The organism is Streptomyces macrosporus, assembly GCF_039533145.1.
Classification (GTDB): Bacteria; Actinomycetota; Actinomycetes; order Streptomycetales; family Streptomycetaceae; genus Streptomyces; species Streptomyces macrosporus.
On the sequence record NZ_BAAASZ010000051.1, the window covers coordinates 78,575 to 93,682 of the forward strand.

Below are 15,108 nucleotides of genomic sequence, written 5' to 3' on the forward strand. Positions count from 1 at the left end.
GCCCCCCGCCCCGCCGTACGGGCCCGTCTCGCCTTACGCCTGCGAGGCGGCCTTCTGGCGCGCTGCCCAGAACTCCTCGAAGGAGAGCAGGCCGTCACCGTTGCCGTCGTGCCGGCCTATCAGGGTCCGGGCCATCTCCACGGTGACGTGGTAGTCCCCCATCTCCCCCATGACCTGCCGGAACTCGGCCGCGGTGATCAGCCCGTCCTTGTCCACGTCGAACCGGTCGAACACCCTGCGCGCAGCTTCGATGTCGGCCATCGAGAAACGTTCCTCCCGTTGTGCGGTCGTGATGCGCACACCCTAACCGGCGGCCACACGCCTCACATCGGGAACGAGGACCACTCAGGGCAACACCCGCCACACGAGTACCGACCGCGCGGGGACCTCGATGCTCTCGCCCGCCGGGTGGACGGTCCCCGGCTCGGCGTCCTGCTCCTCCCGCGCGGTGTCCACGAGCAGTTCGTACGCCTGTCCCCACGGCGGTCCGGGCAGCCGGAACCTCCCGGTCCGGTGGTCGGCGTGGAGGAGGACCAGGAAGCTGTCGTCGACCACCGGCTCGCCGCGGGCGTCGCGCTGCGGAATGTCCCGCCCGGACAGGTACATGCCCACAGTGGCGCCGGGCGCGTACCAGTCGGGCTCGGTCATCTCCTCGCCCGAGCCGGTGAACCAGGCCAGGTCGCGCAGCCCCTCGGGGCCGTACGCCCGGCCCGAGAAGAAGGCCCGGCGCCGCAGCACCGGATGGGCGCGGCGCAGCGCGATCAGCCGCGAGGTCAGGTCGAACAGCGCCCGCCAGCCGGGCTCCTCCAGCAACGACCAGTCCACCCAGCCGATCTCGTTGTCCTGGCAGTAGGCGTTGTTGTTGCCGCCCTGGGTGCGCCCCATCTCGTCGCCCGCCACCAGCATCGGCACCCCGGTGGACAGCAGCAGGGTGGTGAGGAGGTTGCGCAGCTGCCGGCGCCGCAGGGCGAGCACGGACTCGTCGTCGGTCTCGCCCTCCGCGCCGCAGTTCCAGGAGCGGTTGTCGTTGGTGCCGTCGCGGTTGTCCTCGCCGTTGGCCTCGTTGTGCTTGCGCTCGTAGCTCACCAGGTCGCGCAGGGTGAAGCCGTCGTGGGCGGTGACGAAGTTGACCGACGCGTACGGCCGCCGTCCGCCCCAGGCGTACAGGTCGCTGGAGCCGGACAGCCGGTAGCCCAGGTCGCGCACGTCCGGCAGGGCGCCCCGCCAGAAGTCGCGGACGGTGTCCCGGTAGCGGTCGTTCCACTCCGTCCACAGCGGCGGGAAGGCGCCGACCTGGTAGCCGCCCGCGCCGACGTCCCAGGGCTCGGCGATCAGCTTCACCCGGCGCAGCACCGGGTCCTGGGCGATGACGGCCAGGAACGGGGAGAGCATGTCCACGTCGTGCATGGAGCGCGCCAGCGCGGCGGCCAGGTCGAAGCGGAAGCCGTCCACGCCCATCTCCTGCACCCAGTAGCGCAGCGAGTCGGTGATCAGCCGCAGCACCTGGGGCTGGACCACGTGGAGGGTGTTGCCGCAGCCGGTGTAGTCGGCGTAGCGGCGCGGGTCGTCGGCCAGCCGGTAGTAGCCGCGGTTGTCGATGCCGCGCAGGGAGAGCGTCGGCCCGAACTCGCTGCCCTCGGCGGTGTGGTTGTAGACCACGTCGAGGATGACCTCGATCCCGGCGGCGTGCAGCGCGCGCACCATCTCCCGGAACTCCCCCACCTGCCGGCCGCGCGTGCCGGAGGCGGCGTACGCGGCGTGCGGCGCGAAGTAGCCGATGGAGTTGTAGCCCCAGTAGTTGCGCAGGCCCCGGCGGAGCAGGTGGTCCTCGTGCGCGAACTGGTGCACCGGCAGCAGCTCGACCGCCGTCACCCCCAGCTTCGTCAGGTGCTCGATCGCGGCCGGGTGCGCGAGCCCGGCGTAGGTGCCGCGCAGCTCCGGCGGGACGTCCGGGTGGCGCATGGTGAAGCCGCGCACGTGCAGCTCGTAGATGACCGAGTCGGGCCAGGGGACCTTGGGGCGGCGGTCGTCGATCCACTCGTCCCCGGCGTCGGCGCTCGCGCCGAGGGCCGAGTCGACGACGACGCCCTTGGGCACGTACGGCGCCGAGTCGTGCTCGTCGCGGACGGTGTCGGCCAGGTGGGGCTGCGGCCAGTCGCGGACGTGGCCGTAGACCTCCGGCGGCAGCGCGTACTCGCCGTCCACCGCGCGGGCGTACGGGTCCAGCAGCAGCTTGGCGGGGTTCCAGCGGGCGCCCGTCCAGGGGTCCCAGCGGCCGTGCACCCGGTAGCCGTACCGCTGACCGGGGCGGACGCCGGGGACGAAGCCGTGCCAGATCTCGTGGGTGTGCTCGGTCAGCGGGCAGCGCGTCTCGTTGCCGTCGTCGTCGAAGAGGCAGAGTTCGACGGCCTCGGCGCCGGCCGACCACAGCGCGAAGTTGGTGCCCTCCACCCCGCCGGGGCCGATGTGGTGGCGGGCCCCCAGTGGCTGGGGGCTGCCGGGCCAGACGGTCGCCGTGGCGGGGGCGTCGGCCCACGGCTCGCCGGACGCCGTCCGGCGGCGTGCCTGCTGTTCGGGTGCGCTCGACACATCCGACACGTTCTGCCTCCGGCGGCTCGCGGCTCGGGCTGACACGGCGGTCGCACGGCGTCCCGGCCGCCCGCCCCCGTGTCCGGGTCTTGCAGGAGTGTTCCCGTTCGGGCCGCCCGCCTCACCCGCGTGATCGGCGTCTTCCCCCTTCTCCCCGCCCTGCCCCGACCCTCCCCCGACCGGACGAGGAGGGGCACCGCGCCGGCCGGCGGAGATCTCCCGGTGAAGGCCCCTGGACGGCAGGGCGTTAACGGCGGCTAACCTGCCCCCATGACTGTGACTCTTGAGGTCGCCGAGGGCGTCGGCACCATCCGACTCGACCGTCCGCCCATGAACGCGCTGGACATCGCCACCCAGGACCGGCTGCGCGAGCTGGCCGAGGAGGCGTCGGACCGCGACGACGTACGGGCCGTGGTGCTCTACGGAGGGGAGAAGGTGTTCGCGGCGGGCGCGGACATCAAGGAGATGCGCGAGATGGACCACGCGGCGATGGTCGCCCGGTCCCGGGCGCTCCAGGACTCCTTCACCGCCGTGGCCCGCATCCCCAAGCCGGTGGTGGCCGCCGTGACCGGCTACGCGCTGGGCGGAGGGTGCGAGCTGGCGCTGTGCGCCGACTACCGGATCGCCGCCGAGAACGCCAAGCTCGGCCAGCCGGAGATCCTCCTCGGTCTGATCCCGGGCGCGGGCGGCACCCAGCGGCTGGCCCGCCTGGTCGGACCGTCGAAGGCCAAGGACCTGATCTTCACCGGGCGCCACGTGCGCGCGGACGAGGCCCTGGCGATCGGCCTGGTGGACAAGGTGGTGCCCGCGGCCGAGGTCTACGAGCAGGCGCACGCCTGGGCGGCGCGGCTGGCCTCCGGTCCGGCGATCGCGCTGCGCGCGGCCAAGGAGTGCGTCGACGCGGGGCTGGAGACGGACATCGACACCGGGCTCGCGATCGAGCGCAGCTGGTTCGCCGGGCTGTTCGCGACCGAGGACCGGGAGATCGGCATGCGCAGCTTCGTCGAGGAGGGGCCGGGCAAGGCGAAGTTCCGCTGACGGACCGGCCCGCCGGCCGGACGGGACGCGGGCGCGGGGGCGGCGCACGGGCCGCCTCCGCGCCCCGCCCGGGACCTCGGAAGGGCGCACAACCGGGGCGCGCGCACAGCGGGACGAAAGCCCCTGCCACGACCGGAAGGGGATTCCCTCGGTCCGGCCCCACGGGGGGCGTTCTGCGGCCATGATGGGGCCATGGCGGGACTCGACACGGCGCACGCGGCGTCGACACCGGAGGACGAGCCGGCGCCCGCGGCGTCCGGCGGGATCGGTGATCCGGTCGTCGAGGAGGTGCGGCTGCCCAACCTCCCCGAGTCCGCACGCATCGCGCGCGAACTCGCCCGGACCGCCCTGTCGACCCGGTGGGGGCTGCCCACCGCCCTCGTCGAGGACACCGTGCTGCTCGTCTCCGAACTGGTGGGCAACGCCGTGCGCCACACCGGGGCCCAGACGCTGGGGCTGCGGATGAACCGGCGGCGCGGCCGGATCCGCGTCGAGGTCCGCGACCCCTCGCGCGGCCTGCCGTGCCTGCTGCCCGTCCACGAACTCGACGTCAGCGGCCGTGGGCTGTTCCTGGTGGACCACCTCTCCGACCGCTGGGGCGTGGACCTGCTGCCGCGCGGCAAGACGACGTGGTTCGAGATGCGGGCCGAGGACCGCTGAGACGGCGCCCGACCACCGCGGGCGCCCGCCCCCTCAGCGGCCGGCGGCGTACCGCTGCGCGCCGGCCCGGCGGCGCCGGTCGTTGCACAGCAGGCACCGCCCCCACCCCGGCGGCAGCGGGTCCTCCTTGTCCCCGTACAGCGGGTCCACGGCCCCGCGCGGATGCTCCCGGCAGCCCGTGCCGCCGAGGTCGTCGCCCAGCGCCCGCGCCGCCTCCAGCGCCCGGCGCAACGCGTCCACCAGCGCGGCGGCCTGGTCCGCCGAGGGCTCGCCGTCCAGCGCGAAGGCGATGTCGGACGCGGTGTGCAGCGCGGTCTGCAACTCTCGTACCTCTGCCTGACTCATGTCGCGCAGCGTAGGCGCCGGCACCGACAACCGGCGGCGGGACGGCGACGGGACGGGGCGTCCCGCCGTCAAACCGGTGGACGCGGCCGAGTGGTCCAGTCCACACTCCTTGGTCTGTGACAGCTTCCCGCCCCTCCCGCTCCCCCGCCGGCGCCGCCCCCCTGTCCGCCTCCGCGGCCGTCCCCGGCGGCGGGCTCCCGGACCGCCTGTGGTCCCGCGACTTCCTGCTGTTCCTCACCGCCCGCGCCGTCGCCATGCTGGGGGACGCGATGCTGCCCATCGCGCTCTCCGCGGGCCTGCTCCACCACGGGATGGGCGCGGGCCACATCGGCCTGGCCATGGCCTCCTTCACCGTCTGCTTCGCGGGGTTCGTCGTCTTCGGCGGGGTGTTCTCGGACCGCTTCGACGCCCGGGCCCTGATGGTCGGCTCCGATCTGGTGCGGGTGTGCACCCAGGCGCTGGTCGCCGGGTTCTTCCTCACCGGGCACGTGGTGCTCTGGCAGATCTGCGTGATCGGCGCGGTCAACGGCGTGGCGGCCGGGTTGTTCCAGCCCGGCGTGGCCCGCATCGTCCCCAGGGTGGCGCGGGACGTGCAGGGGGCCAACGGGGCGGTCCGCACGGTGGAGTCGCTGGCGATGCTCGCCGGGCCCGCGCTCGCCGGGACGATGGTCGCGGTGTCCTCCGCCGGCGGGGTGTTCGTCGTCCACGCGGCCACCTACGCCCTGAGCGCCCTGTGCCTGGTGCTGCTGCGGCTGCCCCCGGCGGACCGGACCGCCGAAGCCGGCGCCGGGGCGGTGCGGCGGAGCTCCTACCGGGCCGATCTGGTCGAGGGGTGGCGGGAGTTCCGGTCCCGGACCTGGATGTGGGGCGTCATCGTCCTGTGGATGGTGATGATGATCACCGTCACGGGGCCGCTGGTGCCGCTCACCGCCACCGAACTCATCTCCGGCCACGGCGAGCGGACGTACGGCCTGGTCAACTCGGCGCTGGGCGCGGGCACCGCGGTCGGCGGGCTGCTGGCGATGCGCATACGTCCCCTCCACCCGCTGCGCGCCGGCTCGTTGGCGCTCCTGGGCTACTGCGCCTTCCCCGCGGCGGTGGCCGCGCAGCTCCCGCCGGTGGTGATCGCGGCGTGCACGGCCGTCTCGGGAGCGGCGATCGGGTTCTGGGGCGTGATGTGGGCGACCAGTGTGCAGACCCAGGTGCCCGAGGCGATCCGGGGGCGCGTGCACGCCTACGAGGTCGCCGGTTCGCTGTCGATGCTCCCGGTCGGCCAGGCGCTGGCGGGCCCGGCCGCCGGTCTGTTCGGCACCCGGTCCGTGCTGGCGGCGGGCGCGGTGACGGCCGTGCTGGTCAGCGCGGCGCTGCTGTCGGTCCCGGCGATCCGGAACCTGCGCCGGGCGGGGACGTGACCGGGACGCGGACGGGGCCCGGGGGAGGTACGCCGTCAGTCCTACGGCGGAAAACCGAGTGTGGTCCGTCAGTGGTGAAACGTAGTCTCGCTCGTGATGTCTGCCATCGCCACGGACCCCCCGCGCCCCGACTCCCCCGCACCCGAGCCCGGCGCTCCCGGGCCCGTCCCGGGTGGCTCCGACCGTTCCGCCGTCCGTTCCCTGCTGCGGCTGTGGCCCTATGTGCGGCCCGTGCGGGCCCGGCTGTTCACGGCGGCGTTCGTCGCGATCGTGGCCTCCTGCCTGGGGCTGGTCATCCCCCTGATCCTGAAGTGGCTCGTGGACGGGCCGATCGCCCACCGCGACACGGACGGGGTGTGGCTGGGCGGTGCGCTGCTGCTGGCCGTCGGCGTGCTGGAGGCGCTGCTGTTCGGGCTGCGGCGCTGGCTGGTGGCCCGTCCGCTGGCCGGGGTCGAGGCGAGGATGCGCGCGGAGCTGTTCCGGCACCTGCAGCGGCTGCCGGTCGCCTTCCACGACCGTTGGGCGAGCGGGCAGTTGCTCTCCCGCGCCACGGCGGACCTCCAGCTGCTGCGCATGTTCCTGGCCTTCCCGCTCACCTTCCTGCTGGTCAACGGCACCACCATCCTCGTCGGGTTCGGTGTCCTGCTGGTCCAGGAGTGGACGCTGGGGCTCGTGCTGCTGCTGCCCGTGGTGCCGCTGGTGCTGCTCTGCTCCGTCTTCGAGACGCGGTACTCGCTGGCCGCGCGCCGGGCGCAGGACCAGATCGGCGATCTGACGACGGTCGTCGAGGAGTCCGTGCTCGGCATCCGGATCATCAAGGGCTTCGGCCGCCACCGCAGCCAGGCCCGCGCCTTCCGGGCGCTCTCCCACCGGCTGCTGGGCACCGAACTGCGCAAGGCGCGGCTGCTGGCGGGCATCTGGGCGATGATCATGACGCTGCCGGAGCTGGCCATCGGCGCCGCCCTGGTGCTGGGCACGGTCCAGGTCGCCGACGGGGAGCTGTCGGCGGGCACCCTGGTCGCCTTCCTCACCACGGCCCTGGCGCTGCGCTGGCCGGTGGAGTCGATCGGCTTCCTGCTGGCCATGAGCAACGAGGCCGCGACGGCGACCGACCGCTACTTCGAGGTGATGGACGAGCCCCTCCCGCCGGACGCCCCCGCCCGGGCGTCCGTCCGGGAGGACCCCGCGCCGAGCGCCCCGGCGGCCGACCCCGCACCGGCGGACGGACTCCGCTTCGAGCGGGTGGTCTTCCGCTACCCGGACGCGCCGCCGGACGCCCCGCCCGTGCTGGACGGCGTCGACCTGCACATCCGCTCCGGCGAGACCGTGGCGCTGGTCGGCGCCACCGGCAGCGGCAAGACCACGCTCACCGCCCTGATCCCCCGGCTCCACGAGGCCACGTCCGGCCGGATCACCCTCGACGGCCGGGACGTGGCGGCGCTGACCCGCGACGAGCTGCGCTCGCTGGTCGCGGTCGCCTTCGAGGAGCCCACGCTGTTCTCCGCCTCCGTGCGGGAGAACGTGCTGATGGGCGCGGAGTCCGCCGGGGAGGAGGAGCTGACGCGCGCCCTGCGGGTCGCCCAGGCCGAGGAGTTCGTGAACGCGCTGCCGCAGGGGGTCGACACCCAGGTCGGCGAGCAGGGCCTGAGCCTCTCCGGCGGCCAGCGCCAGCGCCTGGCGCTGGCCCGCGCCGTCGTCGGCCGCCCCCGCTTCCTCGTCCTGGACGATCCGCTCTCCGCGCTCGACGTCCACACCGAGTCCCTGGTGGAGGCCGCCCTCCGCGAGGTGCTGGCCGGCACCACCGCCCTGGTGGTGGCGCACCGGCCCTCCACCGTGCTGCTGGCCGACCGGGTCGCGCTGCTGTCGCGGGGCCGGATCGCCGCCGTCGGCACCCACCACGAACTGCTGCGTTCCAGCGCCGAGTACCGCCATCTGATGTCCGGTGAGCAGCGCGAGGAGGAACGATGACCGCCACCGTCACCGAACCCCCCTACGAGGACTCCGGGGAGTCGGACGCGCGGGACGGCGGAGGCGGCGGGTCCGCCGCGCCGTCCGATCCCTTCGACCGCGACGTGCTGCCCGCGCCGCGGGGCGCCTCGCGGCGGCTGCTCGGCTCGCTGCTGCGCCCGCACCGGTCGCGGGTGGTCGTGGCCGCCGTCCTGCTGCTGCTCCAGCAGGCCGCGGTGCAGGCCGGGCCGCTGCTGGTCGCCTACGCCATAGACCGGGCCGTGCCCGCCCTGCGCGACGGCGACCACGGCCCGCTGGTCGCCGTGGCGGCGGGGTACGCGCTGTGCGCGCTGTCCTCGGGCGGTCTGCAGTACGCCTTCGTCCGGGCCGCCGCCCGGATCAACCAGAGCGTCCTGCTGGAGCTGCGCGGCCGGATCCACCGGCACGCCCAGGCGCTGAGCGTGGACTTCCACGACCGCTACACCTCCGGCCGGCTGATCTCCCGGGCCACCACCGACGTCGAGTCGCTGCGCGAGCTGCTGGACGAGGGCCTGCAGGAGCTGCTGGGCGTGGTCCTGTCGGTGGTCTACATCTGCGCGACGCTGTTCTGGCTCGACATCGGTCTGGGCGGCGCGGCGCTGCTCTCCTTCGTCCCGCTGTTCCTGCTCGTGCAGAACTTCCGGCGCCGCTCGATGCGCGTCTACAGCCGGAAGTCCACGGCCATGGCGGCGGTCATCGTGAAGTTCGTGGAGACGATGAACGGCATCCGCCCGGTGCAGGCGTTCCGCCGCGAGCGGGCGGGCGACGCGGACTTCGCCGGGCTCAACGGCCGGCACCTGCGGCTCAACGGCGACTCCATCCTGGAGATGGCCCGCTACGTGGTCTCCTCCCGGCTGGTCGCCAACGTGGCGGTGGCCGTCATCGTGCTCTGGGGCGCCCACCGGGTGGCGTCCGGCGCGCTGGAGTTGGGCGTGCTCGCCGCGGCGACGCTGTACCTGCGGCGGCTGTACGACCCGATCGACCGGCTGGGGATGTTCCTCAACTCCTACCAGTCCGCGGCGGCCTCCCTGGAGAAGATCGCCGGGCTGCTCGCCCAGGTCCCCTCCGTCCCCGAGCCCGTCCGTCCCCGGCCGCTGCCGGAGCGGTCCGATCGTCTGCCCGGCCGCTCGGTGGTCTTCGAGAGCGTGAGCTTCTCCTACCGCACGGGCGGCGAGGTGCTGCCCCGCTTCGACCTGGAGATCCCGGCGGGGCAGACGGTCGCGGTGGTCGGCGCGACGGGCGCGGGCAAGTCCACGCTCGCCAAGCTGCTCGCCCGCTTCTACGACCCCACCGAGGGCCGGGTGCTGCTGGACGGCACCGACCTGCGGGACCTGGCCACGCCCGAACTGCGCCGCGGGGTCGTCATGGTGACCCAGGAGGCGTTCCTGTTCTCCGGCACGGTGGCGGAGAACATCGCGATCGGCCGTCCGGACGCCTCGCGGGAGGAGATCGAGCGGGCGGCGAAGGCGATCGGCGCGCACGACTTCGTCACCGCCCTCCCCGAGGGGTACGACACCGACGTCCGCAAGCGCGGCGGTCGCATCTCCGCCGGTCAGCGGCAGTTGGTGGCCTTCGCCCGCGCGCTGCTGGCCGATCCGGCCGTGCTCATCCTGGACGAGGCGACCTCGTCGCTGGACGTGCCCGGTGAACGCGCGGTCCAGCGGGCCATGGAGACGGTCCTGCACGGGCGCACCGCGATGGTGATCGCCCACCGGCTGTCGACGGTGGAGATCGCCGATCGGGTTCTGGTGATGGACGCCGGACGCATCGTCGAGGACGGCCGGCCGGCCGATCTCGTCGCGGGCACCGGCCGTTTCGCCGGTCTCCACCGGGCCTGGCGCGACAGCCTCGCCTGACCGGGCCCGCCAGGGGCCCGCCCGGACCGAGGGCCTTCCCCGGCACGCCGCCGGGGAAGGCCCTCGGTCCGGGCGTTTCCCCACCGTTCGCTCAGCGAACGCCGATTTTCCGACATCGGACGGATTCCGGCCATTTTCTTGATCCGACCCTGACAAGAACCTCTGTTCGGTGTCACTCTCTCCACGCTGTGCACGGTCTTCTCCCTCCACGGGATCCCATCCCCCACCCCCCTCAGGCGCACTCGCTCTCTGCACCGCTCTCCAGTGAGGAGTCCAGCGTGATACGCAGATCCAGCCCTCGTAGACGTGCCTCTGCCACCGGTGCCCTCGTCGCCGCCTCGGCCCTCCTGGCCGTCGGCCTCCAGGCGCAGGTCTCCACCGCCGCGCCGGCCGCCAAGCCCGATCCCGGCGCCCTGTCCGTCGACCTCTCCCCCACCCAGCGGGCCGAACTCCTGAAGGACGCCGAGGCCGACCGCGCCGCCACCGCCAAGGCGCTGGGGCTCGGCGCCAAGGAGAGGCTGCTGGTCCGCGACGTCGTCAAGAACGCCGACGGCACCGTCCACACCCGCTACGAGCGCACCTACGACGGGCTGCCCGTCCTCGGCGGCGACCTGGTCGTCGAGGAGTCCGCGCGCGGCGAGATACGGGAGGTCGTCAAGGCCACCCCGCAGAGGATCACCGTCCCCTCCACCGACGCCCCGGCGTCGAAGAAGCCCCGCAAGGCCGCCGCCGAGGGCAGCACCGCGCCCCGCAAGGTGGTCTGGGCCGCCGAGGGCGAGCCGGTCCTGGCCTGGGAGCGGGTCGTCGCCGGCACCCGGGAGGACGGCACCCCCAGCGAACTCCACGTCGTCACCGACGCCCGCACCGGGAAGAAGCTCGCCGAGTGGGAGGGCGTGCACACCGGTACCGGCGAGAGCATGTACGCCGGGCGCGTCACCCTCGGCACCAGCTCCTCCGGCGGCCAGTACACGATGACCGACGCCGCCCGCGGCAACCACCGGACCCACGACCTGAACGGCGGCACCTCCGGCACCGGCACGCTCTTCACCGACGCCGACGACGTCTGGGGCAACGGCCTGCCGAGCAACCGTCAGACCGCCGGTGTGGACGCCCACTACGGCGCGGCCCTGACCTGGGACTACTACAAGAACGTGCACGGCCGCAACGGCATCCGCGGCGACGGCCAGGCCCCCTACTCCCGGGTCCACTACGGCAACGCCTACGTCAACGCCTTCTGGACCGACTCCTGCTTCTGCATGACCTACGGCGACGGGGCCGGCAACTCCAAGCCGCTGACGTCGATCGACGTCGCCGCCCACGAGATGACCCACGGCCTCACCTCCCACACCGCGGGGCTGCGGTACAGCGGCGAGTCCGGCGGTCTGAACGAGGCGACCTCCGACATCTTCGCGGCGGCCGTGGAGTTCAAGGCGAACAACGGCACGGACGTCGGCGACTACCTCGTCGGCGAGAAGATCGACATCCGCGGCAACGGCACCCCGCTGCGCTACATGGACAAGCCCAGCCGCGACGGCAACTCCAAGGACTACTGGTACTCCGGCATCGGCGGCGTGGACGTCCACTACTCCTCGGGCCCGGCCAACCACTTCTTCTACCTGCTCAGCGAGGGCAGCGGCGCCAAGACGATCAACGGCGTGAGCTACGACTCGCCCACCTACGACAACAAGCCGGTGACCGGCATCGGGATCGCCGCCGCCGAGAAGATCTGGTTCAAGGCGCTCACCGAGAAGATGACGTCGACCACCAACTACGCCGGCGCCCGCACCGCCACCCTCTCCGCCGCGGCCGACCTGTTCGGCGCGGACAGCGTCCAGTACGACGCGGTCGCCCACGCCTGGGCGGCGGTCAACGTCGGCTCCCGTCCCGACGACGGCGGCGGCGAGCCGGGCGAGGGCGTGTTCGAGAACACGGACGACTACGCCATCCCCGACCCGGGCACGGTGGAGTCCCCGATCACCGTCACCCAAGCCGGCACCGCGCCCGCCTCGCTCACGGTGGACGTGGACATCGTCCACACCTACCGCGGCGACCTGCGCATCGACCTGATCGCCCCGGACGGGACGGCCTACCGGCTCAAGAACAGCTCGTGGGACTCGGGCGACGACGTCCGGGAGACCTACACCGTCGACGCCTCCTCCGAGACGGCGAGCGGCACCTGGAAGCTCCGCGTCCAGGACGTCTACCGCTACGACTCCGGCTACGTCAACGGCTGGAAGCTGACCTTCTGACACCCGCCGGGAACCGCCCGCACGCTCCGGGGGAGCCGCGTCGCCGACGCGGCTCCCCCGTCGTTCCCCGCCGCCCGGCCCGGGCGGCGGGGCTCAGCGCATCAGCACCCCGGCGGCCTCCCGGGCGCCGAGGTCGTCCGGCGGCAGGGCGACCAGGCCCAACTCGGCCGGGCTCGCCAACAGCGGGTGCGCCGGCAGGACGCGGACGGTGTAGCCGAACGAGCCGGTGCGGTCCAGCGCGAGCGGCCCCTCGTAGAGCCAACTCCCGTTCTCGTCCGGGCCGTCGGACACCTTGAGCGGCACGCGGACGGCGTCCGCGCCCGCGATGGAGTCCGACTCGTCCACCCGGCCGGCGACCGCCTGCACCTCCACGTCGCCCGGCTCCAGGCCGCCGAGGGCCACCCTCACCCGCAGCGCCAGCGAACCGCCCAGCTCCACGGACTCGCACACCGACTCCACGTGGTCGATCGCCACGTGCGGCCAGCCGGCGCGCACCCGTGCCTTCCACTCGGCCAGCCGGCCCGCGGTGGGGACGTCCAGCGTCCGGTGGGCGCGGGCGGCGGGGGTGTACAGCCGCTCGACGTACTCGCGCACCATCCGGTCGGCGAGCACCTTCGGGCCCAGCCGGCCGAGCGTCTGGCGGACCATCTCGATCCACCGCTCCGGCAGGCCCGAGCCGGTCACCCCGCGGTCGTAGAAGCAGGGCGCGACGTGCTCCTCCAGCAGCTCGTACAGCGCCGCGGCCTCTATGGCGTCGCGTCGCTCCCGGTTCTCGGGGTCGTCGCCGAGCGGGCCGTCGCCGACGGTGCCGTCGTCGGCCGTCGGGATGGCCCAGCCGAAGTCCGGCTCGTACCACTCGTCCCACCAGCCGTCCAGCACCGAGAGGTTGAGGCAGCCGTTGAGCGCCGCCTTCATCCCGGAGGTGCCGCACGCCTCCAGCGGGCGCAGCGGATTGTTGAGCCAGACGTCGCAGCCGGTGTAGAGCCGTTGTGCCATGCCCATGCCGTAGTCGGGCAGGAAGACGATCCGGTGCCGTACGCGCGGGTCGTCGGCGAAGCGCACCAACTCCTGGATCAGCCGCTTGCCGCCGTCGTCGGCCGGGTGCGCCTTGCCCGCCACCACGAACTGGACCGGCCTGCTCGGATGGAGCAGCAGGTCGGTGAACCGCTCGCGGTCGCGCAGCATCAGCGTCAGCCGCTTGTAGGAGGGGACGCGCCGCGCGAAGCCGACGGTGAGCACCTCCGGGTCCAGGACGCCGTCGATCCAGCCCAGTTCGGCGTGGGAGGCGCCGCGCTGCCGCCAGGAGGCGTACAGCCGCCGGCGCACCTCGTGGACCAGGTGCTCGCGCAGGGTGCGGCGGAGTTCCCACAGCTCGGCGTCGCCGGGGTCGTCCCGCAGGGCCCGCACCTCGTCGGCGGTCCAGGTGGGGGCGTGGACGCCGTTGGTGACGGAGGCGATGGGCACCTCGGTGGTGTCGAAGCCCGGCCACAGCCCGGAGAACATCTCCCGGCTGACCGCGCCGTGCAGGGTGGAGACGCCGTTGGCGCGCTGGGCGAGCCGCAGGCCCATCACGGCCATGTTGAACAGGTCGGGCGCGCCGCCCGGATAGGTCTCCGTGCCCAGCCGCAGCACCCGCTCCACGTCCACGCCGGGCAGCTCGCCGTCGTCGCCGAGGTGGCGGGCGACCAGGTCGCGGTCGAAGCGGTCGATCCCGGCGGGCACGGGGGTGTGGGTGGTGAACACCGTCCCGGCGCGCACGGCCTCCAGCGCGGTGTCGAACGGGACGCCCCGCTCGCTCAGTTCCCGGATGCGCTCCAGGCCGAGGAAGCCCGCGTGCCCCTCGTTGGTGTGGAACACCTCCGGATCGGGGTGGCCGGTGACGCGGCAGTACGCGCGCACCGCCCGCACCCCGCCGATGCCCAGCAGCATCTCCTGGAGCAGTCGGTGCTCGCTGCCGCCGCCGTAGAGCCGGTCGGTGACGTCGCGTTCGCGGGGGGCGTTCTCCTCCACGTCGGAGTCGAGCAGCAGCAGCGGCACGCGGCCGACCCGCGCCCGCCAGACGTGGGCGCGCAGGGTCCGCCCGCCGGGCAGCCTCAGCTCCACGCGGGTCGGGGCGCCGCCGGGTTCGCGCAGCAGTTCCAGCGGCATCTCGTTGGGGTCGAGGACGGGGTAGTGCTCCTGCTGCCAGCCGTCCCGCGACAGGCTCTGCCGGAAGTAGCCGTGCCGGTACAGCAGCCCCACGCCGATGAGCGGGACGCCGAGGTCGCTGGCGGCCTTGAGGTGGTCGCCGGCGAGGATGCCGAGTCCGCCGGAGTACTGCGGCAGGGCGGCGGTGATGCCGAACTCGGGGGAGAAGTAGGCGATGGCGGCGGGCAGTTCGCCCTCGGCCCTCTGATACCACCGCGGTTCGGTCAGGTAGTCCTGGAGGTCGCCGGCGACGACGGCGAGGCGGCGCAGGAAACCGCGGTCCTGGGCCAGTTCCCGGAGTCGCCCGGCGGGCACGGCGCCCAGCAGCCGCACCGGGTCGCCGGCGGCGGCCCGCCAGCCGTCGGGGTCGACGGACCGGAACAGCTCTCTGGTCTCGGTGTGCCAGGACCAGCGCAGATTGTGCGCCAGGTCGCCGAGTGGTCGTAGGGGCTCCGGAAGGACGGGACGTACGGAGAATCGACGAATGGCCTTCACATCTCGACGGTAGCGGGATCACCGTGCTTTTCGCCCCACAATCGGGAATCGAGTCTCGAACTGTCTCGTACCCGCATATGCCGGGACGCAGTGCCGCAACACGCCCGTAACGCCGGCACCGGGTGCCGCGCCGAGGGCGCAAAACACCGAAGGTACCGCTCCCATGGCCCTCCGGTCGCGCGTGTGCGCGGCTACGTACCGGTAGTTCACATTCCGCCGATTTCACCTCCCATTCGCGTGGGCAGGTTCTTTTTCTGACAGCCCTTCCGGGGCACCCGCATACGACAACCG

General features: G+C 73.4%; 10 protein-coding genes. 6 read left to right on the forward strand and 4 right to left on the reverse strand.

Annotated features, from left to right (window positions below; translation table 11 throughout):
• Positions 1–33: 33 nt before the first annotated feature.
• Together ABD335_RS27980 and glgX are read right to left on the reverse strand one after the other, a co-directional pair.
• Entirely contained in the window at positions 34–261 is a 228-nt protein-coding gene (locus ABD335_RS27980) for an EF-hand domain-containing protein (protein ID WP_344328485.1), read from the reverse strand.
• A gap of 84 nt (positions 262–345) precedes the next feature.
• Positions 346–2,589: a glycogen debranching protein GlgX gene (glgX, locus tag ABD335_RS27985; protein ID WP_344328487.1), complete on the reverse strand. Its 2,244-nt coding sequence runs from the start codon at positions 2,587–2,589 to the stop codon at positions 346–348.
• Positions 2,590–2,859: 270 nt separating this feature from the next.
• Here glgX and ABD335_RS27990 point away from each other — a divergent pair, with 270 nt between their 5' ends.
• Both ABD335_RS27990 and ABD335_RS27995 read left to right on the forward strand, forming a co-directional pair.
• Positions 2,860–3,627, forward strand: coding sequence for an enoyl-CoA hydratase/isomerase family protein (locus tag ABD335_RS27990; RefSeq protein ID WP_344328489.1), 768 nt, complete (start codon positions 2,860–2,862; stop codon positions 3,625–3,627).
• A 192-nt stretch (positions 3,628–3,819) separates the two neighbouring features.
• Positions 3,820–4,287 carry an ATP-binding protein gene (locus tag ABD335_RS27995; RefSeq protein WP_344328490.1) on the forward strand — a complete coding sequence of 156 codons (468 nt, stop codon included), beginning with the start codon at positions 3,820–3,822 and terminating at the stop codon, positions 4,285–4,287.
• Positions 4,288–4,320: 33 nt separating this feature from the next.
• Here the strand turns inward: ABD335_RS27995 and ABD335_RS28000 are convergent, their stop codons facing one another.
• Positions 4,321–4,632, reverse strand: coding sequence for a hypothetical protein (locus tag ABD335_RS28000; protein WP_344328492.1), 312 nt, complete (start codon positions 4,630–4,632; stop codon positions 4,321–4,323).
• A gap of 206 nt (positions 4,633–4,838) precedes the next feature.
• Here ABD335_RS28000 and ABD335_RS28005 point away from each other — a divergent pair, with 206 nt between their 5' ends.
• The 4 genes from ABD335_RS28005 (at position 4,839) to ABD335_RS28020 (ending at position 12,135) form a co-directional block, all read left to right on the forward strand.
• Positions 4,839–6,044 (forward strand): MFS transporter, encoded by a 1,206-nt coding sequence (locus ABD335_RS28005; protein WP_344328929.1) that lies wholly within the window; start codon positions 4,839–4,841, stop codon positions 6,042–6,044.
• 96 nt (positions 6,045–6,140) lie between these two features.
• Entirely contained in the window at positions 6,141–8,012 is a 1,872-nt protein-coding gene (locus tag ABD335_RS28010) for an ABC transporter ATP-binding protein (RefSeq protein ID WP_344328494.1), read from the forward strand.
• The gene (locus ABD335_RS28015; protein WP_344328495.1) at positions 8,009–9,886 is read left to right on the forward strand and encodes an ABC transporter ATP-binding protein; all 1,878 of its coding nucleotides are present in this window, start codon (positions 8,009–8,011) and stop codon (positions 9,884–9,886) included. Before ABD335_RS28010 ends, ABD335_RS28015 begins: the two co-directional genes overlap by 4 nt.
• A gap of 278 nt (positions 9,887–10,164) precedes the next feature.
• Positions 10,165–12,135, forward strand: coding sequence for a M4 family metallopeptidase (locus ABD335_RS28020; RefSeq protein WP_344328496.1), 1,971 nt, complete (start codon positions 10,165–10,167; stop codon positions 12,133–12,135).
• Positions 12,136–12,228: 93 nt separating this feature from the next.
• On the opposite strand, the gene glgP is transcribed toward ABD335_RS28020, so the two are convergent.
• A complete protein-coding gene (gene glgP, locus ABD335_RS28025) occupies positions 12,229–14,817 on the reverse strand; it encodes an alpha-glucan family phosphorylase (protein ID WP_344328498.1) in 2,589 nt (862 codons plus the stop codon).
• Positions 14,818–15,108 lie beyond the last annotated feature (291 nt).